The sequence below is a fragment of the Ensifer sp. D2-11 genome, assembly GCF_054161295.1.
The window spans coordinates 350,842-370,293 of sequence record NZ_CP096434.1 but is presented as its reverse complement, the minus strand read 5'-3'; the positions used below and the strand labels follow the sequence as shown (position 1 = coordinate 370,293).

Annotated in this window: 19 protein-coding genes; 6 read left to right on the top strand and 13 right to left on the bottom strand. The window is 62.6% G+C overall.

The window, feature by feature from the left end:
- Positions 1-22: 22 nt before the first annotated feature.
- The 3 genes from M1D34_RS18970 to M1D34_RS18960 all read right to left on the bottom strand — a co-directional run bounded on the left by M1D34_RS18970 (position 23) and on the right by M1D34_RS18960 (position 3,108).
- The gene (locus tag M1D34_RS18970; protein WP_010976078.1) at positions 23-784 is read right to left on the bottom strand and encodes an ABC transporter ATP-binding protein; all 762 of its coding nucleotides are present in this window, start codon (positions 782-784) and stop codon (positions 23-25) included.
- Entirely contained in the window at positions 778-1,845 is a 1,068-nt protein-coding gene (locus M1D34_RS18965) for a FecCD family ABC transporter permease (protein ID WP_014527857.1), read from the bottom strand. The genes M1D34_RS18970 and M1D34_RS18965 overlap by 7 nt, the downstream gene beginning before the upstream one ends.
- Before the next feature lie 129 nt (positions 1,846-1,974).
- A complete protein-coding gene (locus tag M1D34_RS18960) occupies positions 1,975-3,108 on the bottom strand; it encodes an ABC transporter substrate-binding protein (RefSeq protein ID WP_498783640.1) in 1,134 nt (377 codons plus the stop codon).
- A 105-nt stretch (positions 3,109-3,213) separates the two neighbouring features.
- Here M1D34_RS18960 and M1D34_RS18955 point away from each other — a divergent pair, with 105 nt between their 5' ends.
- Both M1D34_RS18955 and M1D34_RS18950 read left to right on the top strand, forming a co-directional pair.
- On the top strand, positions 3,214-4,023 hold the full coding sequence (locus M1D34_RS18955) for a class I SAM-dependent methyltransferase (RefSeq protein ID WP_498783638.1): 810 nt from the start codon (positions 3,214-3,216) through the stop codon (positions 4,021-4,023).
- Positions 4,024-4,236: 213 nt separating this feature from the next.
- Complete coding sequence (locus M1D34_RS18950; protein ID WP_010976084.1) at positions 4,237-5,157, top strand: LysR family transcriptional regulator; 921 nt, start codon at positions 4,237-4,239, stop codon at positions 5,155-5,157.
- A 55-nt stretch (positions 5,158-5,212) separates the two neighbouring features.
- Here M1D34_RS18950 and M1D34_RS18945 read toward each other — a convergent pair whose 3' ends face one another.
- The 5 genes from M1D34_RS18945 to M1D34_RS18925 form a co-directional block, all read right to left on the bottom strand.
- Positions 5,213-6,457, bottom strand: coding sequence for a Zn-dependent hydrolase (locus tag M1D34_RS18945; protein WP_498783636.1), 1,245 nt, complete (start codon positions 6,455-6,457; stop codon positions 5,213-5,215).
- 36 nt (positions 6,458-6,493) lie between these two features.
- Positions 6,494-7,774 carry a TRAP transporter large permease gene (locus M1D34_RS18940; RefSeq protein WP_498783634.1) on the bottom strand — a complete coding sequence of 427 codons (1,281 nt, stop codon included), beginning with the start codon at positions 7,772-7,774 and terminating at the stop codon, positions 6,494-6,496.
- Positions 7,771-8,247, bottom strand: a complete 477-nt coding sequence (locus M1D34_RS18935; RefSeq protein WP_498783632.1) for a TRAP transporter small permease — start codon at positions 8,245-8,247, stop codon at positions 7,771-7,773. Before M1D34_RS18935 ends, M1D34_RS18940 begins: the two co-directional genes overlap by 4 nt.
- A gap of 82 nt (positions 8,248-8,329) precedes the next feature.
- Positions 8,330-9,328: a TRAP transporter substrate-binding protein gene (locus tag M1D34_RS18930; protein ID WP_498783630.1), complete on the bottom strand. Its 999-nt coding sequence runs from the start codon at positions 9,326-9,328 to the stop codon at positions 8,330-8,332.
- 135 nt (positions 9,329-9,463) lie between these two features.
- On the bottom strand, positions 9,464-9,856 hold the full coding sequence (locus M1D34_RS18925) for a RidA family protein (RefSeq protein WP_017269673.1): 393 nt from the start codon (positions 9,854-9,856) through the stop codon (positions 9,464-9,466).
- A gap of 305 nt (positions 9,857-10,161) precedes the next feature.
- Between M1D34_RS18925 and M1D34_RS18920 the strand changes: the two genes are divergently transcribed.
- The gene (locus M1D34_RS18920) at positions 10,162-10,596 is read left to right on the top strand and encodes a DUF4168 domain-containing protein (RefSeq protein WP_498783628.1); all 435 of its coding nucleotides are present in this window, start codon (positions 10,162-10,164) and stop codon (positions 10,594-10,596) included.
- Positions 10,597-10,711: 115 nt separating this feature from the next.
- Here the strand turns inward: M1D34_RS18920 and M1D34_RS18915 are convergent, their stop codons facing one another.
- The 3 genes from M1D34_RS18915 to M1D34_RS18905 form a co-directional block, all read right to left on the bottom strand.
- The gene (locus M1D34_RS18915) at positions 10,712-11,074 is read right to left on the bottom strand and encodes a hypothetical protein (protein WP_498783626.1); all 363 of its coding nucleotides are present in this window, start codon (positions 11,072-11,074) and stop codon (positions 10,712-10,714) included.
- Positions 11,075-11,148: 74 nt separating this feature from the next.
- Positions 11,149-11,589, bottom strand: a complete 441-nt coding sequence (locus tag M1D34_RS18910; protein ID WP_498783624.1) for a CBS domain-containing protein — start codon at positions 11,587-11,589, stop codon at positions 11,149-11,151.
- Positions 11,590-11,663: 74 nt separating this feature from the next.
- Positions 11,664-11,978: a DUF2934 domain-containing protein gene (locus M1D34_RS18905; protein ID WP_498783622.1), complete on the bottom strand. Its 315-nt coding sequence runs from the start codon at positions 11,976-11,978 to the stop codon at positions 11,664-11,666.
- 426 nt (positions 11,979-12,404) lie between these two features.
- Between M1D34_RS18905 and M1D34_RS18900 the strand changes: the two genes are divergently transcribed.
- Positions 12,405-13,148, top strand: a complete 744-nt coding sequence (locus tag M1D34_RS18900) for a BON domain-containing protein (protein WP_498783620.1) — start codon at positions 12,405-12,407, stop codon at positions 13,146-13,148.
- 390 nt (positions 13,149-13,538) lie between these two features.
- On the opposite strand, the gene M1D34_RS18895 is transcribed toward M1D34_RS18900, so the two are convergent.
- Together M1D34_RS18895 and glgX are read right to left on the bottom strand one after the other, a co-directional pair.
- A complete protein-coding gene (locus M1D34_RS18895; protein ID WP_498783618.1) occupies positions 13,539-14,681 on the bottom strand; it encodes a DNA topoisomerase IB in 1,143 nt (380 codons plus the stop codon).
- On the bottom strand, positions 14,674-16,770 hold the full coding sequence (gene glgX, locus M1D34_RS18890) for a glycogen debranching protein GlgX (protein WP_498783617.1): 2,097 nt from the start codon (positions 16,768-16,770) through the stop codon (positions 14,674-14,676). Before glgX ends, M1D34_RS18895 begins: the two co-directional genes overlap by 8 nt.
- A 143-nt stretch (positions 16,771-16,913) precedes the next feature.
- Between glgX and treZ the strand changes: the two genes are divergently transcribed.
- Entirely contained in the window at positions 16,914-18,719 is a 1,806-nt protein-coding gene (gene treZ, locus M1D34_RS18885; protein ID WP_498783615.1) for a malto-oligosyltrehalose trehalohydrolase, read from the top strand.
- A gap of 88 nt (positions 18,720-18,807) precedes the next feature.
- The gene (locus M1D34_RS18880; protein WP_498783613.1) at positions 18,808-19,449 is read left to right on the top strand and encodes a UdgX family uracil-DNA binding protein; all 642 of its coding nucleotides are present in this window, start codon (positions 18,808-18,810) and stop codon (positions 19,447-19,449) included.
- Positions 19,450-19,452 lie beyond the last annotated feature (3 nt).

Below are 19,452 nucleotides of genomic sequence, written 5' to 3'. Positions count from 1 at the left end.
CCGCAGCCGAAGCGGCGGCGCTTCACCCGAAGGTGATGGAGTCGTCGACGATGATGACCGGCCGGCCGCGGGAGCAGGCTTCGACCCGCGCCTCGACGCGGTAGACGGATTTCAGCATGTCGGCCGTGACGACCGTGTGCGTCGGGCCGCTTGCGACGACGGAGCCGCCGCTGATCACGATCGTGTCTTCGCAATAGCGCAGCGCATGATTGAGATCGTGCAGGGCGATCAGTACCGCCATGCCGGATTGAGCGGCGAGGCGCTTCATGAAGCCGAGCACCTCGATCTGGCGGAAGAGATCGAGCGCCGAGGTCGGCTCGTCCATCAGGAGAACCTCCGGCTTGCGCACGAGCGCCTGTGCGATCGAGACGAGCTGGCGCTGTCCCCCGGATAGTTCGCCAAGTCCGCGGAAGGCGAGATCGTTGATCTTGAGCGCCGCGAGCACGCGATCGATCTCCGCCAGTTCGCCGTCCTTCACCTTCCATCCCGATCCCTGCTTGGCAGAAAGCAGAACCGACTCGTAGACCGTCAGGACGGCATTGGCGCCGGTGTCCTGCGGCATGTAGCAGATCGCCTCAGCACCGTTGGCCGTGTCGGATAGGTGTACGAGGCCGGGGCCGGCGGCGAGGCCGGCGATCCGCTTGAACAGCGTCGACTTCCCGGCCGCGTTGGGGCCGATGACGGCGGTAAGATGCCCGCCTTTCAATGTCCCGGTATTGATGTCGGAAAGAACGACGCGCCGGCCATAGGTTGCACCGACATCCTTGAGAGCGAGGCTTACCATGCGCGCTTCCTGTTGGTGAAGATCAGCACGAAGAAGAAGGGGACGCCGACGAGCGCGGTGATGATGCCGATCGGCAGCACCGCACCGGGGATGAGCATCTTGCTGACGACCGAGGTGACGGAGAGCAGCAATGCGCCGCAAAGCACCGAGGCCGGCAGGAAGAAGCGCTGGTCTTCGCCGACGAGCATGCGGGCGATATGCGGCCCGACCAGGCCGACGAAACCGATCGTGCCGACGAAGGAAACCGGGATCGCCGCGAGCAGACTGACCGTCAGCATCGTTTCGAGCCTGAGCCGGCGGACATTGATGCCGAAGCTCGCCGCCTTGTCCTCGCCGAGCCGCAGCGCGGTCAGCGCCCAGGCGCGCCTTGCGAAGACCGGTACCGCAACGAGCAGCACCGCGCCGGTGACCCAGACCTTCGGCCAGGTTGCCTTGGTGAGGCTCCCCATAGTCCAGAACACGACCGCCGCCAGCGCCTGTTCGGAGGCGAGGTATTCGAGCAGCGACAGCGCCGCATTGAAGGTGAAGACGAGCGCGATACCGAGAAGGACGATCGTCTCGACGGTGACGCCGCGCATAGTGGAGGCGAAATGGATGAAGAGCGCCGCCACCATCGCCATCAGGAAGGCGTTGACCGGCACCATATATTGGACGGCGACCGGGAACACGGCGACGCCGGCGACGAGCCCGAGCGCTGCGCCGAAGCCGGCGGCGGCCGAAATGCCGAGCGTGAACGGGCTCGCCAGCGGATTGGCCAGGATCGTCTGCATTTGCGCACCCGCCAGAGACAGCGAGGCGCCGACCGTGACCGCCATCAGGGCGATCGGCATGCGTATATCCCAGATCACGACGCGGAGCTGATCGCTCACGGTCTCGGCATGAAACAGCGCCGTCAGGACGTCGGAAAGCGGATAGTTCGCGGGGCCGAGCGCCATGTCGACGGCAACGGAGACGAACAGCGCGGCAACGAGGCCCGAGAGCATGACGAGCCGGCGAAAGACGAGGGCGCGGTATCGTCCGCGCCCTTCGATGCCTGCGATTTCCTCGGCGACGGCAGCCATCATTCGCCTCCGCCGATAAGCGAGACGAAATGATCTGGCCGACAGGCGACCGGAAGGACTTTCCTCGGTATTCGCATTAGAACCTCGCGAACAGGAGATCGGAGGGCTTTCGCCCTCCGATCCGGAGCCTTACCGGCTTGCATTCAGGGAGACGAAGTAGCCGCTCTTGTAAGGCAGCGGCAGGAAACGCTCGTGCAGTTCCTTGAACGTCGCCTCGGGATCGAGATCGCCGAAGAGGTCCGGGTGAAGCCACTTTGCCATCTGCTGAATGGCCACGAACTGATAGGGGTTGTTGTAGAACTGATGCCAGACGGCATGGACGTTGCCGTCCTTGACTGCCTTCACACCCGTGAAAGCCGGACGCTCGGTGAGACCTTCGAGCTTACGCTGCGCCTCCTTCTCGTCCGCGCCATAGCCGACGCCGACCCAGGCTCCGCCGGGCACATAACCTTCCCAGTTGCCGCCCGTGATGATGATCTGATCGGGATTGGATGCGATGACCTGCTCCGGATTGACGGTGCCGAAGGTGCCGGGAATGATGTCCTTCGCCATGTTCACGCCGCCCGCGAACTCGACCATCCTGCCGAAATTCTCGTTACCGAAGGACATGCAGCAGTCATCCGAATAACCGCCGGCGCGCTCCATGAAAACGAGCGGCTTCTTCGGGTTGGCCTTGGCGAGGGCATCGGTCACCTTGGCGATGCTGTCGGCACGGAACTTGATGAATTCCTCGGCCTTTTCCTCCTTGCCGAAGAGCTTGCCGATGAGGCGCATGCTCGGCTCCGTGTTCTCCATCGGCTTTTCGCGGAAATCGACATAGACGAGCGGGATACCGACCTTCTCGAGCTTCTCGATATAACCAGCCTCCTCCGTCGCCGTTTTGGCGTCGATATTCATCAGCATGACGTCGGGCTTCAGCGCGACCGCCTGTTCGATGTCGAAAGTTCCGTCCTTCATGCCGCCGAAGGTCGGGAGCTTGGCAATGTCGGGGTACTTCGCGAGATAGGCGGCGTAGGTTTCCGGGTCGGCCTTGGCGAGGTCGTCGCGCCAGCCGACGACGCGCTTGAACGGCTCGTCCTTGTCGAGAGCGCCGACGAAGTAGACCTGGCGCCCCTCGCCGAGGATCACATGCTCGACCGGCACGTTGACCTCGACCTCGCGACCGGTTACGTCCGTCAGCTTGACGGTGTCGGCAAGCGCAACGCTCGAAATGAGCACGCAGAAACCCGCGGCGGCACCGGCCACGATATTGAAAAGCTTCATCGTTCCCTGCTCCATGGAAATTCGATGCCTTCTAATATTTCATGACTTTACCGGTCAACATATATCTTTTAGAACGCTTCCAAACAGACGAGACCGGGACCGAAAATGAGCGACGTGGCAACGCGGCCCAACTATGATCTTCGCGACGAAATCAAAGCCTATTGGTCGGAACGTGCGGCCACTTTCGATCTCTCTCCCGGCCACGAGATTTTTTCCGAGGAGGAACGCGCCGCCTGGCATCGGCTCATCCTGCGCCATCTCGGCGAAGGAGCCGGCCGCTCGGCACTCGACCTTGCAAGCGGGACCGGGGTGGTCTCGCACCTTCTCGACGATCTCGGCTTCCGGGTGGCTGGCATGGACTGGTCCGAACCGATGCTCGAACGCGCACGGCAAAAGGCGAAGAGCCGCGGACGCGATATTTCCTTCCGCATGGGCGATGCGGAAAATACCATGGAGCCGGACGACCATTATGACGTGGTCGTCAACCGGCATCTGGTATGGACGCTCGTCGATCCGGCCGCCGCCTTCAGGGAATGGCTTCGCGTGCTGAAGCCAGGCGGCAGGGTGCTGATCGTCGATGGCGATTTCGTCAATGTGACCCGGCTCGAAGGGTTCTTTTCGTCGCTCAACGCCTGGGGGCAGCGTGTCGGGCTCCTCAGCCCCGACGCGCCGTCCCAGCCGCGGGAGATGCTGGAAACGCATCGAAGCATTCTTGCCCGCGTCCACTTCTCGCAAGGGGCGCGCGCCGAGGCCGTAGTCGGGCTGCTGCGGGCCGCCGGCTTCGCCGATATAACAGTCGATACCGATCTCGGAGAGATACATCGGATGCAGGCGAAGAATTGGAATCTGTTCAAGGGCCTCGCACGAAGAAGCCAGCACCGCTTTGCGATCCGCGCAAGCAAACCGGTGGCCTGATGCCGGCCTACTGAATGGGCTACGTGGGCCATTAAAGCACTCTTGAGCTTCGACGTGTCGGTGCTCTAGATCACGTTCATGCTTTTCGGTCGAGTCGACCTAAAAACATGAAGGTGATCGATTCCAAGAAATTGAGACGCGGGATGCGGGCGGTGGTTCAGCAGCTCGTGCCGACTCCACGTGAGTGGAGTCGCAAATGGATAGGCCCGTACGATGTCGACAGATCTCAATCTCAATCTCCTGCGGTCGTTTTTCATGATCGCCGAAGAGCGAAGCCTCACGCGGGCAGCAGCCCGGCTCAACATGAGTCAGCCATCGGTCAGCCAGGCGCTGCAACGACTGGAGGAGCAGTTGGCCTGTCAGCTCGTCCTTCGCGGCAGCCGGAAGTTCGAGCTGACGGCCCGGGGGCAGAAAATCTACGAGGAATGCGGAGAGATCTTCCGAGCCGTCGAGCGTATCGGCCAGCTTACGCAGGAAAGGACCGCCGAAGAGTTCGGCGAGGTGCGCATCCAGATCATCTCGAACCTCGAGTCCCCGCTCATAAACGAAGCGCTGCGTCTCTACCATCAGCGCTTTCCCTCCGTAACCTGGGTGATGGAGGTCCAGAACAGCCAGGATACGGTCAAGCGGATCCAGACGGAGAAATGCGGAATAGGATTATGTCTCCTGTCGCGCCCCGTCTTCAGCCTGAATTGTCAGTTGCTGTTTCGCGAGGAATTCAGCGTCTATTGCGGCGCTGAGCATCCCCTCTTCGGCCGTAAGGAGGTGGAGAAGAGGGAACTGCGGCAGGAGTCATTTGTTTCCTTTACCTGCGCCACCGAAGGCATGGGCCTCGAGCCCATGGCGGTCCTCAGCCAAAGTCTCGGTCTCGGCGAACGGATCAGCGGGCAAAGCCCCAATCTCGAGGAAGTAAGACGCATGATCGTCGCCGGTCTCGGGATCGGAATTCTCCCGTTGACGGCGGTTCACGACGAAGTCGCGAGCGGACTTCTCTGGCCGCTCGAAATCAAGGGTTATCCGCTCGGCGCGGACGTGTTTTTGGTGACGCACCCGGAAGGCGACTATTCCCGCGCCGAGCAACATTTCATCGACCTGGTGCAGGAGCTGCGCTCGCTCTACCCGGAAATGCACTGAGTGCGCGTCCCGACGAAAAACCGTTATACACTTTTCCTGGAAGTGCTCCGATCAATCAGCGGTCGGCGCGCGCCACGACGGCATGCAACAGGACATTGAGGCCCGGCGCAAGATCGTCGCGGTCGCAGTCTTCCTCGTTGTTGTGGGTGATGCCGCCCTTGCAGGGCGTGAAGATCATCGCTGTCGGGCAACGTCGGGCGAGGAAATAGGCATCGTGCCCGGCCTGGGACTGGATGTCGCGCCAGTCATAGCCCATCCGGACCGCTTCCGCCCGGATTCCTTCCACCATCGCGTGATCGAAGATGTCCCCGCCCCAAAACCACTCGTCCTCTATGACCGCGTCGCAGCCGGCGCGGGCGGCGCTTTCGAAGACGGCACGGCGCATCTTTTCACCCATGACGCGCGCGGTCGCCGCATCGGGATGGCGAACGTCGCAGATCGCTTGGGCCGTGTCGGAGAGGATGCCCGGTTTGTTCGGCCACGCCGCCAGCCGGGCGCCTGTCGCCTTGCCGTCGCCGACGGCAAAATCCCAGCCGATGTCGTCCACGGCAGTCAGCCAGCGTGCGCCCGCGATCAGCGCATTGCGGCGCAGGTCCATCGGCGTCGGGCCGGTATGTGCCGTCTTGCCCGAAAAGCGCACCCGCATCCCGTAGCTCGGATATCCGCTCGTCACCACTCCCACATCGCGATTCTCGAGGTCGAGGATCGGCCCCTGCTCGATATGCAATTCGTAATAGGCATCGATCTCACCGGCACGACAGGGCTTGTTTCCATTGTAACCGATGCGCTCGAGCTCGGCGCCGAAACGCGCTCCGTCGTCGGAGACGAGCTCTTTGACCCAGTCCCCGTCATAGGCCCCGACGAAGCAGCCGGATGCGACCATGGGCGGCGAGAAGCGCGCTCCCTCTTCATTCGTCCAGTTGACGACGACGATCGGACGGCGGGTGACATGACCGACGTCGTTCAGCGTACGGATCACCTCGAGTCCTGAGAGGACGCCGGCGATCCCATCGAAGCGACCACCGTTGATCTGGGTGTCGAGATGGCTGCCGATCAGCACCGGCGGCAGCGACGGATCGCTTCCTTCGCGCCGGCCGAAGATATTGCCGAGTTCATCGATCTCGACGCACAGCCCCGCATCACGACACCAGTTGACGAACAGGTCGCGCATTCTGCGATCATCGTCCGTCAGCGTTAGGCGGGCGAGGCCGCCCGGCCGCCCCTGGCCGATTTCGGCGGAAGTCTCGATGGTCGACCAGAAGCGATCGATGTTGGCACGGGTGTTCGATGCGAACAACATGGTTCACCTTTCAAATGCAATTGCGGACGAAGCGGCTCACATTCCGAGCGACATCAGTGTCATCAGCCCCGGAAAGAGAACGAGGAGGAACATGATGAGCGCCATGACGCCGATGAACGGCAGCAGGTAGCGGAAGGACGCCGACATCGGTATGCCACCGGTGCGGCACGCGGCCATCAGGTCGATGCCGAGTGGCGGTGTATTGGCGCCGATCGCCAGGTTGATGGTCAGCAGCACGCCGAAATAGACCGGGTCGATCTCGAAGACCCGCAGCACCGGCAGGAAAACGGGCGCCAGGATGAGAATGATGGCGATCGATTCCATGAACGTGCCGAGGACCAGGACCGCGACCATCATCAGCATGAGCGCGACTGTGGCGCTCTCGGTCGCGCCGGTGATGGCATTGACAACGAGCTGCGGAACCTGCTCGACCGTCAGGATCCAGCCGAAGACGGAGGCGGCCGCGATGACGATGAGGATGGAACCGGTCATTTCCGTCGTGTCGCGCAGGAGGCTGAAGACCTTGGCGAGCGTCAGCTGGCGATAGATGAGGGCCCCGACGAGCAGCGCATAGGCGACGCCGATGCCCGCCGCCTCCGTCGGCGTGAAGATGCCGAAGCGGATGCCGCCGACGATGATGACCGGCGCGAGCAGCGCAAGCACGGATTCGCGCAGGGCGGTGCCCAGCCGAGTCCAGCTGAACGGTTCTCCGCCCTTCCAACCGTTCTTGCGGGAAATCCACCACGCGACGACCATCAGCCCGAAACCGAGCAGGATGCCTGGGCCGATGGAGTGGATGAAAAGCTGCCCGATCGACGTTCCGGTCGCCGTTCCGTAGACGATCAGGACTATGGACGGAGGAATGACCGTGCCAAGCGAACCGGCGCAGCCGAGACCTGCGGCGGAGAAACCCGGATGGTAGCCGCGATCCTTCATGGCCGGCAGCAGCATGGAACCGATCGCCACCACGTCCGCGACACCCGATCCCGAGAGCGAGCCGAACATCATGCAGGCGGCAATCATCACGATAGCGAGACCACCCGTCCGCTGGCCCACGACTGCCGCGCAAAGATTGACGATCCTCGGGGCGAGCCCCCCATGCACCATGAGCAGACCGGCGAGCAGGAAAAGCGGGATTGCCAGCAGCGTGAAGCTGTCGATCCCCGCCACCATGCGCTGCGCGACCACCATCAGCGGCAAGACATCGCCGACCAGCAGATAAGCCACCGAGGAAAGCGCAAGCGCGATCGCGATCGGCGCATCGATCAGGAGCAAGAGAATGAAGACGGCAAAGAGGACGAGAAGGGCAAGGCTCATTTGCGCAGTTCCGCGGCAACGAGGGCAACGAAGGCGATGGCACCCGTGACCGGCAGCGCGAGATAGACGAGCCCCGCGGGCCAGCTCAGGACCGTGGTTTCATGCGACCATGTCAGCACGGTTATCTTCCATCCGGACCAGATGACGACGACCAGGAACAGGAGGGATGCCAGACGCGCGAGCACGGCCACGAAGGAACGGAACCGGCCGGGCGCAACAAGCAGGTCCGTCAGGCCGGCGCAAAGATGCGTGTTGCGGACGAAGGCGGAAACCGCACCGATGAACGTCACCCAAACCAATAGAAGACGCGGGATTTCCTCCGACCAGCGCGGTGTGAAGGAAAGGGCATAACGGCAAATGACGACGTAGACGATGATGGCGGTGAAGGTGGCGATGGCCAGGCCGCCCACCGCGCGGGCTACGCTGTCTATGGCATTGGAAATCCGCGGACGCGGTATCGATGCGTCTTGCATGGAAGCCTCGCTGGTGTGGAGGGACGGACATGATCCGGCGATGGGAAACGTCCTGCCCGCAACCGGCGGGCAGGACGACCGCTTACTTGCGGTAGCTGTCCATGACTTCAAGCAGCTCGGGACCGAAGACGTCCTTCTCGCTTTCCCAGATCGGCTTGAGGGCGTCGACGAAAGCAGCCTTGTCCACCTCGTTGAACTGCATGCCTTTTGATTTCAGCTTCTCGATCAGCGCGACCTCGTTATCGGCAACCATCTGGCGCTGCGCGTTGCCCCACTTGACGGCCGCTTCCTTCACGATGGCCTGGTCCTCGGGGGAAACCTGCGCCCAGGTCATGCTCGACACGGTCAGGCATGCGGCCCCCCAGATGTGGCCGGTCATCGAAACGTATTTCTGTACTTCGTAGAACGACGAGGCGTCGATGATCGAGAGCGGATTTTCCTGCGCGTCGAACACGCCCTGCTGCAGGGCCGAGTATAGCTCGCCGAAGGCCAGCGGCGCCGGCTGCGCGCCGAGACGTTCGAACGTCGCAAGCCGAACCTTGTCCGGCGTTACGCGGATCTTGATGCCGGCGAGATCGGCCGGCTTGACGATCGGATGCTTGTTGTTGGTGATGTTGCGGAAGCCGTTTTCCCACCAGGCGAGAACCTCGATGCCTTTCGGCCGAAGCAGATCGGCAAGCGCCGTGCCGAGCTTGCCGTCGAGCGCGGCGAAGGCCTGCTCGCGACTGGTCCAGGCATAGGGCATCTCGATGATCCCGAACTTCGGCTCGACGAACTGGAAGGAGCCGCTGCCGATCAGGCCGCCCTGGATGGTGCCTATCTGCATGCCCTCGATGACTTCCTTCTCCGTGCCGAGTTGGCCGGAGGGGAAGATCTCGATCTTGACGCGGCCTTCCGTCTTCTCCGAGACCTCCTTGGCGAAGTCCGTCGAGGCCTTGTGCCAGCTATGGGTGTCGGCAAGCACATGGCCGAGACGGATCGTCGTTTCGGCCATGGCAGCCGAGTGAGCGGAAAGGCCGATGATGCCAGCGATCACGGTGGCGGCAAGACCGTGTGAAATTTTCGAAATGCCCAGTTTCATAGCGCCCTCATTTGTTGCGTTTATTCTAGGCATATTAGGCGGGCATGATGCCCGCAACGCAAATAGCCGGACTCAATGGCAAACATTGAGTCCGCTTATGGGAGCGGCTGCGATTTCCTGTGAGAAACGACCGCATCATCCCACGGTCGCGATACATTCGATCTCGATATCGAAATGCGTCCAGGGCTTGATCGCCACGCAACTGCGGGCCGGAAAGCCGCCAGGAAAATACGCGCGATAGACCGCATTCATCTCCGCCGCCAAATCGTTATCGGTGATAAAGACGAGCGATTTGAAGACGTTGTCGAGCGAGGAGCCGGCATGGCGGAGCGTGAACGAAAGCGCGTCCATGCAGGCGCGCGCCTGGGTGGTCATGTCCCCCCTGACGATCTCGCCTGTCTTCAGGTCGATCGGCGGCATTCCGCACGTATAGAGAAAACCGCCAACGCGGGTCAACGCGGAGGTTGGCGCGCCCAGTCTTCGGATTGCTTCGGAAATCACGGGGATTTCAATGATTTCGTGCTTCATGTCGCATGACCCTTTATAACGGCGCAGATCGTACCCGGTCGTATGGGACACCGTTTGCGCCACGTTTCAACCGATGTATAGCCGTAGCGTATGTCGTGTTCCAAGCCCTGCATCTTGTTCTGCATGGCCCCCGCGGCAGCCACAAAGCTGCCGCCTAATGGTCAGCAAATTGCCCCCTCGTCGCCGCACCGAGCACTTCCGAGGCGTACATGCTCCCCGAGTCGCTTGCGTCGTTTCGACGGCGGAGCGAATGAGCAAGGCGGTATTGCTGCCGATCAAGTCATGCACGTCATGGAGGACAGAACATGATTACTCGCTATACACTCGTTGCATCGCTGACCGTTGCAGCCTCCACCTTAATGCTTCTCAGCCCGGCTTCGGCGCTCGAAATCGCGCAGGCGCAACAGGCGCAGCCGACACAGACCCAACCCGACGCCAGCGGCACGAGCGCCCCGATCAGCGATCAGAAGATCGAGGCCTTCGCAGTGGCATATCTTCAGGTCGACAAGGTAAGGCAGGAGTACTCCACGAAAATCGGGGCTACCACCGACGAGGCTGCGAAGGCAAAGCTGCAGAACGAAGCCAGTCAGGAAATGGTCAAGGCCGTAGAAACCGCGCCGAACATGTCGGTGGAGGAATATACGACGATCTTGAAGGCTGCGCAGAGTGATCCGGCGCTTGCCCAGAAGGTTCAGGAAAAGCTCCAGACTTCGACGCCGCAGCAGCCGCAGCAGCAATAAGCACGGTTCGACACTTTGAGCAGTTCCGAGAAGATCGCGTGACGGTCTTCTGCCGGAATTGCGCAATGTCAAATTCTTAGGTCGTTTCACCATTGAGTGAAACGACCTAAGCTCTTCAGCCGACGAGCCAGAACAGCGCCGCGGCTATCAGAACGAACAATCCCACAGCGGCAAGGAAACGCAGCGTGCCGGTGCTCGTATTGTCGCCGAGCACGCGATTCCAGTATTCGCCGCCAGTGGCGTCGTTCGCTTCGATGCCCGCTTCCGCAGGCGCATGCGTCGTCGCGGCCTTTCCGTCGCCTGCACTGAAATTGCGCGGCTGCGGCTGTGGCGGGTCGGGGCGCGCCCGGTCCGCCTCGCCGAGATATGGCGCACCGCTTCCTGCATCGCCGGCATCGGCGACGTGATCGTCGGGCTCCGCACCACCGCCGGGAGCGAGACCAGTCCGGACCGGCATGCTTTCCTGTTTCCCCGCCATAGTTGGCCTCCCTTGTGCGAAATGAGAAAAGGGGGCGCCATTGCGCCCCCACCCGTGCCGAAACGGCAGATCGTTCAGCCGCTTCGATTGGACTGGTTGTGGGATCCACCGGGCTCGGTCACGCCCTTCAGGCCGGTGCCGGCCATTTGCGGTTGTTCACGGGCCGCGTCGGCGAGCGAGACTATCCCGACCAGCTGCTTGTCATGGTTCACGACGGGCAGCCGTCGAACCTGGATGTCGCCCATGTTGCGCGCGACATCGTCCACCTCATCGTCGTCGAAGCAATATTTCACGTCCGTGGTCATGATGTCGGCCACCCGTGCCTGAGGGTCTATACCATCGGCAACGCCGCGCACGACGATGTCTCTGTCCGTTATCATGCCGATCAGGCGGTCGTCGTCTCCGACCGGCATGAAGCCGATATCGTTTTCCGCCATCTGCCGCGCAACAGCCGTTATGGTGTCGTTGGGGCTTGCAAGATGAACGTCTCTTGTCATGATCTCCGATACACGCATTTGTTTTCTCCTTCACGTTTCATCGGCACGTCTCATCGGCGGCCCGGGAATGCTCAAGCCGCCGTGACGGCCGCTCAGCGCCCACCGTCCGGGCGAGCCGCCGGATTTCCTTCGGGCGAAGCGGGTGCCCCAGCCCCCGCCGCGGTCTGCTTTTCGCGCCGCCTGCTGCCGTTGGCCTGGACCTCGCTCTCCGGCGCGGTGCTGTCTCTGTGCGTTTCCGGTCCCTGCATTTCCGATCCTTGCATTTCCGGTCCTTGCATTTCTCTGGCCGCCTGCTCCCAGTGGCGCTGATGCTGCCCGTCCGGCCGCCCTTCCTGCTCCCAGATCGCATAGGCTCTGCGCCTGATGAGCTCTTCCCGTTCGTTGTCCATGTCCCTTAGCTCGTCCATGTCCCTTACCTCGCCGCTGGACTTCGTTGATGGCGAGTTTCAAACGGCGCGACCGTCCATTTGTTCCGCCCCCGGCTAGATCCGCGCGGGACCTTCATATGTGCTTTGGCGGCTCCGGATTTTCGTCCGGATTAGGGACCGGAATTTCATCCGGAAGGCGGTCTGGATCAGGCTCTTCGATCGGCGGTTCCGGATACCATGGCGGCAAGTCCGGCGGCGGCGGCTCGGGTACTGGCTCCGGCTGACGCGGGTTCGGCATTTTCGTCTCCCTTGAGCATGCGGGGGCGACACCCCTCTTTCGGGACAATCCCGACCGTGCGTGATTGTTCCGCCGCCGGCGCAGGGAACGGGGCGAAGCGCGGAACCCTTTGGGTCGATCGCGGGTTTGGCCCAACATCAGCAAGAGCAACAGCCAGGAGAGAGCCCATGCCCAGACATCCGGACTATGGCAGATACGATCCCTACGGCCGTCGCGATTGGGCCCGCCGCGACTGGGAGAACGAGCGCCACCGCGACCCTTACAACTATGGATCCGAGCGCCGCGGTCGGGCGCGCAGCCGCTTCGATGAGGAAGTCGAGCCGCGTGGCGCCGACTACGAGAGCTCGATGTCATGGCCGACCGGGAGCTACCGCGGCGGCGAAAGCGAACGCGAACGCTGGAGCGACGACGACTACGATCGCAGGGGCCGCGAGCGTTATTTCAGGGATTATCACGGGCCCGGTTATGGCTATCGCGGCGAGGGCCGTTACCGCGGTTATGGAGGTTACGGCGAAACGCGCGATTATCGCCGCGACCGCGATTTTCTCGACCGCGCCAGCGACGAGGTCGCTTCCTGGTTCGGTGACGAAGATGCCGAGCGCAGACGGGAGATGGACCGGCACCGGGGCAAGGGTCCGAAAGGCTACAGGCGCACCGACGGCCGCATCCAGGAAGATGTCAGCGACCGCCTCAGTGACGACGGCGCTCTCGACGCCTCCAACATCGAAGTGAGCGTGACGAACGGCGAAGTACAGCTCAACGGGTCGGTGAGCTCGAAATGGGCGAAACGCCGCGCCGAGGACTGTGCCGAAAACGTATCCGGGGTCACGAATGTACAAAACAATCTGCGCATAGAGACGGCGGATACCGGCACTATCCAGCAGAACCCGAACCTCACCGATCTTAGTTGAGGCGATTGCGGGCGTGCGAGCCGAGGGGCGCCGCGTAAGCTTGCGCGGCGTCTTTGCCTAGGTCAGCGGGAAGCGCGCGGAATACCGCACACACTTTTCCTCATCCCGCTCCTAGCTAAGGCCTGTTGATACCGCGGCGGCTTGATTGATTTCCTCACCCCTGTGCTCGCCACAGGGATCCAGCCAGATCAAGTCCTTGGGCTGAAAGAACGCTTCCCGCGCCGCAGACGCGGCGCTGCTCTCATCTCTGTGACAAGCACAGAGATGAGAGCGAGGAGATATTGCGCCCGGCAACCTTGCCGCACCGCCCTACGCGCCGACAAAAGCGATCAGAGCGCCATCATTCATCTTGAAGCAGCCGTCAAAACTCGAGATGAATCTCAACAGGCCTTAGCTGGGAGCTCGCCGCTCTTCCGCGACCGATTTTGCCTGCCGCGCCCTGGAGCGCGCCGAGCGCTGAAGAAAGCTCAGCAAGCGCTGTTCCTCCACACGCAGTTCGCTGTCCAAGCGCCCGCGCGCCTGAAGCTGCCTTGCCGAGATCGAGGCCGACTTGTCGGCGAGAGCGAGCACATCGGGATGAATGTAGCTGCTCCGGCTGATGGCGGGCGTGTTGTGAAGAACGGACGCAGCCGCTTCGCTCATCTGTTTGATCGTCGGCCACTCGCCCTGTTCGATCGAAGTCCGGGCGGCCGTGAAAGCCGCGAGAGTGCCGCCCCAGGTCCGGAATGTCTTTGCAGAAACCGCTGTTCCGGCCACATCTGAAAGGTACCGGTTGAGCCGGCCGGAATCGACCGGCCGCAGGACGTCGTTTTCATCCTTCCAAACGAAAAGCTGTCTGCCCGGCAGATCCGCGATCTCTTCGAGCAACTGCTGCAATTTGGGGCGGCGGAGCAGGCGCTGGACGCGCTTGCCGCCCTTGCCGATGAATTTCAGCTCTATGAAGCCATCGCCCAGCCTGAGATGCCGCTTCAGCAGCGTCGTGGCACCATAGCTCCCATTGGCCTGCACGTAAGCCTGGTTGCCGGTGCGCAGATGGGCTTCGTCCAGCAGGGCCACCAGCGCAGCGAGCACGGTTTGCATGTTTTCCACGTCGCCCTGCATGTGGCGCCGTATGGTGCGGCGTATCTTGGGCAATGCCTTGCCGAATTCCACCAGTTGCGCGAATTTGTCGGCGCTCCTGAGAGCCTGCCACTCGCTGTGATAGCGGTACTGTTTTCGTCCGCGCGCATCGTAGCCCGTGGCCTGCAAATGCCCCCGTTCTTCGAGGCAGATCCAGACGTTGTCATAGGCAGGCGGCAGGCCCAGCGCCGCTATGCGGCTTTTGATCGACGGATCGGTAACGATCGAGCCGTCCGGCATTCGGTAGACGAACCCCTTGCCGCGCCTTTGCCGCCGGATGCCCGGTTCGCTGTCGCTGACATAGACGAGTCCGGTTTCCTCGGGCACGAGACCGGCCGCCGCCAGGTTCCGCGGACCATCCGCGATCACGCAAGGCGGACATTCGAGCACGTCGACCGACGTTGCTCTAGCCATTGCCTCCCTCCTGCGGCACGAAGGCGACGACGCTCTGCGCCGGGATAGTGTCACGATCCGCGCCGGCGCGCATGCCGAACGGTTCGTCGGCTGCCGTGTCGAGCACGCGTAGCCAGCGCCTGCTTCCATTTCCGTGGGGAAGGGCTATCTCGCAATCACCGCCGGCATTGAGCACGAGGACGATCTCGCCGGCCGGCGGAGCTTCGCCCTGCCCGACGCGGCAGATATAGGCGCATATCAGGCGTAGCTCAGCGTCGTGCCAGGCGTCCTCGTCCATCGGGCTGCCATCCGCCTTGTACCAGGCTATTTCGACCCGTCCATTCTCGTCGGGCTCTCCGTCGAGGAATCGTTCCTGCCGCAGGACAGGATGGTCCTTGCGGAAGGCGAGGAGCTTGCGGCAGAAATCCACGAAGCCATCGTCCGCTCCGCTCCAATCGAGCCAGCCGATCTCGTTATCCTGACAATAGGCGTTGTTGTTGCCCTGCTGGCTGTTTCCCAGCTCGTCGCCGCCGAGCACCATCGGCACGCCCTGGCTGATCATCAGGGTGGCGAGCATGGCCGCCCGCCGTCGTTTGCGCGCCTCGATGATCTCCCCGTTGTCGGTTGGGCCTTCTGCGCCCATGTTGTCGGAATGATTGTCGGAGTGACCGTCCCGGTTCTCCTCTCCGTTCGCCTCGTTGTGCTTTTCGCCGTAGGAGACCGTGTCCATCAGGGTGAAGCCGTCATGGGCGCTCACCAGGTTGATCGACGAGGTCGCGGCACGGTCCGAATGCCTGAACTGCACCGGTGAGCCGAGAATGCGCTCGGCAAGCACCGGAACCATGCCGCCGTCTCCCTTCCAGAAGCGCCGGACATCGTCGCGGAACCGGTCGTTCCATTCGCGGAACGGGGGCGGGAAACCGCCGAGCTGATAGCCGCCCTCGCCGACGTCCCAGGGTTCGGCGATCAGCTTCACCCCCGCCAGAATCGGATCCTGCCGGATCGCGTCGAAAAAGCCGCCTTCGCGATCGAACTCCATGTATTCGCGGCCGAGCGTGCTTGCGAGATCGAAGCGGAAGCCGTCGATATGCATCACGCCCACCCAGTAGCGCAGGCTGTCGAGGACCATGCGCAGCACCAGGGGATGGGCAACGTTGAGCGTGTTGCCGGTGCCCGTCGTGTCGTAGGTGTGGCGCGGCTTGTCCGGCGACTGGCGGTAATAGCTGAAATTGTCGAGCCCGCGGAAGCTCAAGGTCGGGCCGCGTTCCGAGCCCTCGGCCGTATGGTTGTAGACGACATCCATCAGAACTTCGATGCCGACGGAATGAAACCGCTTCACCATCGTCTTGAATTCGGTAAAGCGGTCGCCCTTGAGATAGCGATCGTGGGGAGCAAAGAATCCGAGCGTCTGGTACCCCCAATAGTTTTTGAGGTTCCGCTCCACCAGGTAGCGGTCGTCGAGGAAATATTGCACCGGCATCAATTCGATCGCCGAAACACCGAGCTTCGTCAGGTGCTCGATGATCGGATCGCTCGCCATGCCGAGAAACGTGCCACGCAGCTCGTCCGGCACGCCGGGATGCGTCATGGTCATGCCGCGGACATGCGACTCGTAGATGATCGTTTCGGTCCAGGGGCGGCGGATCGCTTCTTCGCCCGCCCAGTCGAAAGTCGGGTCCTGAACGACGCCCTTCACCATGAAGGGGGCGCTGTCGCGCTCGTCGAAGGAAAGATCGCCCTCAGGGCTGCCGATCGTATAGCCGAAGAGGGCATCGTCCCAGATGAGCTCACCCGCGACCAGCTTGGCGTAGGGATCGAGCAGCAGCTTGTTCGGATTGAAGCGGTGACCATTGTGCGGGTCGTAAGGTCCGTGGGCGCGGTAGCCATAGAGGGTGCCGGGACCGATACCCTCGATGTAACCGGACCAGATATCGCCCTCGCGCTTCGGCAGCGGCATGCGCGCCGTTTCCTCGCGCCCATCCTCGGAAAACAGGCAGAGCTCGATCTTCTCCGCGTGCGCCGAGAAGACCGCAAAATGCGTCCCCTGGCCGGTGTATTCTGCACCGAGTTCAGGTTTCATGAAATCGAGTTCGGAAAAAGTCAGGTTCATTCAGTCGCGCCCTCTACCGCCTTGCCCGGCAGCTTTGATGCAACGCAAAAGGCCGGCATTTGTTCCTCTCCCCCGAACGGGTGCCGGGGGAACTTTCCCCGCCCTCGGCCAGTTCCTCGCCTTTCATCTCGAGGGACATATCGATGCCGGCAAGTTCGACCCGTGCACATTTCAGAAACAGCTGGGGCGCGAATTTCATCGACGGCGACACATGCCGGTTTCGTTTGTGGGCTCCCGACGAGCGGGACGTCGATCTGGTTCTCGGCGGGGCCGCGCATAAGATGCAGTCGCTCGACGGCGGCTGGTTCGAAATCACGCTCGAGGCGAAGGCGGGAGAGCGCTATTGCTTCCGCCTTGCCGACGGCACCGAGGTGGCCGATCCCGCCTCCTCGGCACAGGAGCGGGAAGCGTCGGGTACGTCGATCGTCGTCGATCACGCCGCCTATGAATGGCAGGCTTCCTCCTGGCGCGGCAGGCCCTGGGAGGAGGCGGTCATTTCCGAGTTGCATGTCGGCTGCTTCACGCCGGAGGGCACCTTCCGAGCTGCAATCGAGCGCTTGCCGCATCTGGCAGGGGCCGGAATCACCGCGATCGAGATCATGCCCGTCGCGCAATTCCCCGGTGTGCGGGGCTGGGGCTATGACGGCGTGCTGCACTATGCTCCGCACAATGCCTACGGCAGGCCGGATGACCTGAAGGCGCTCGTGGATGCGGCCCATTCGCTCGGTCTCACGGTCCTGCTCGATGTCGTCTACAACCACTTCGGGCCGGAGGGGAATTACCTTTCCCGCTATGCGAGCCGCTTCTTCAACAAGGACCGCCCGACACCGTGGGGCGCGTCGATCGCCTTCGAGGAGGAAGCGGTCCGGCGCTATTTCATCGAGAACGCGCTCTACTGGCTCGGGGATTTCCGTTTCGACGGATTGCGTCTCGATGCGACCGAACAGATCCGCGATACGACCAAGCCGCATTTTCTCGTCGCGCTGGAGCACGAGGTCCGGGAAGCGTTCGCCGAGCGGCAAATCCACCTGGTGCTGGAAGACGCGCACCGCCGCAGAAGCCTTCTGCAGCGCGACGCGAGCGGCGCGCGCATGCTCTTCGATGCGGCATGGAACGACGATCTTCACAATGCCCTCCACGTCGTGGCGACCGGCGAAACCAAGGGCCATTACCGCCTCTTCGCGGACGAGCCTTGGGGCAAGATCCGCAGCGCGCTGGCCGAAGGCTTCGCCGTGCCGGCAAAGGAAGACAATTTCTCTCCTGAGGGGAGCCGAGCCCGCGTGCCGCCGCAAGGCCGCGTGAATTTCCTGCAGAACCACGACCAGATCGGCAACCGCGCCTTCGGCGAGCGTCTCGCTTCGCTCCTCCAGGAGGACAGCCTGCGCGTGTTGGCGGCCATGCACATGCTGACGCCGCAAATCCCTCTCCTGTTCATGGGTGAGGAATACGGCGAGACGCAGCCCTTCTATTTCTTCTCCGACTACCAGGGGGAAATCGCCGCGGCTATCCGGCTGGGACGCCGGGACGAAGCCGAAAATTTCGGCGGCCTCCCAGAGGGCAAGACGATGGATGATCTGCCCGATCCGCTCGACCCGGATGTCTTTGCCGGTTCGAAGCTACGTTGGGATCGCGCGACAAGCCCTGCCGGCGAGCGGCATCTTGCCTATATGCGCGACCTCGCCGGTATAAGGCAGCGGCACATCGTACCGCTGATCGCCGGCACCGCCGTACCGGATTGCGGTGCATACGAAACCAAGGACGGCATCATCGCCGTCGACTGGCGGTTCGGGGAGGCTTGCCTGGAATTGCGCGTCAATCTTTTGCAGGAGACACACGCCGTTCCCGCAATACGCGGTCAGCCGATCTTCACGAGCGAAACGTCCGGAGGCGAGACCGTCAACGGCAGCGCGTTGGCCGGCCCTGGCATCGTCGTCGCCATTGCACGGTGACACCGCCATCGGCAGACAGTGGAACATGCCTTGAGCCTCACGGTTAGACATTCGCGGCGAGAATGACGGGGGAGAGTCTCGAGGAACGATGCCGAAACAGCCTGCGAAACTTGGCCCGGCCCTTGCCGGCGAACACGCCGAGGCAACGACGATTGCCTCTCTGCGGCGGCAGGCGGAGAGGTGCGAGCGCTGCGACCTCTACAAGGACGCCACGCAACTGGTCTTCGGCGAGGGCCCGGTCGATGCCCGTGTCGTGCTCGTCGGCGAACAGCCCGGCGACCGCGAGGACCTTGCCGGGCGCCCGTTCGTCGGACCCGCCGGGCGCATCCTGGACGAGTGCCTGCACGAAGCCGGCATCGACCGGTCGGAATGCTATCTCACCAATGCCGTCAAACACTTCAAGTTCGAACAGCGCGGCAAGCGCCGGCTGCATTCGCGGCCGAATGCCGGTGAGATTCAGGCCTGCGCCTGGTGGCTCGGCGCCGAGCTCGGCGAGCTCCGCCCCGAAATCGTCGTCGCGCTCGGGGCAACGGCGCTGATGTCCCTGCTCGGGCGAAGCGTGGGTGTCACCAAAAACCGCGGCGAGCTTCTGACGGCCCCCGGGGGCTTCTCCGTGCTCGTGACCATCCACCCCTCCTATCTTCTGAGAATTCGAGGCAGATCCGACCCCGAAGCGGAACGCGCCCGGTTTGTCGGCGATCTCGCCAAGGTGGCCGCTCGCATCGGTTGACCG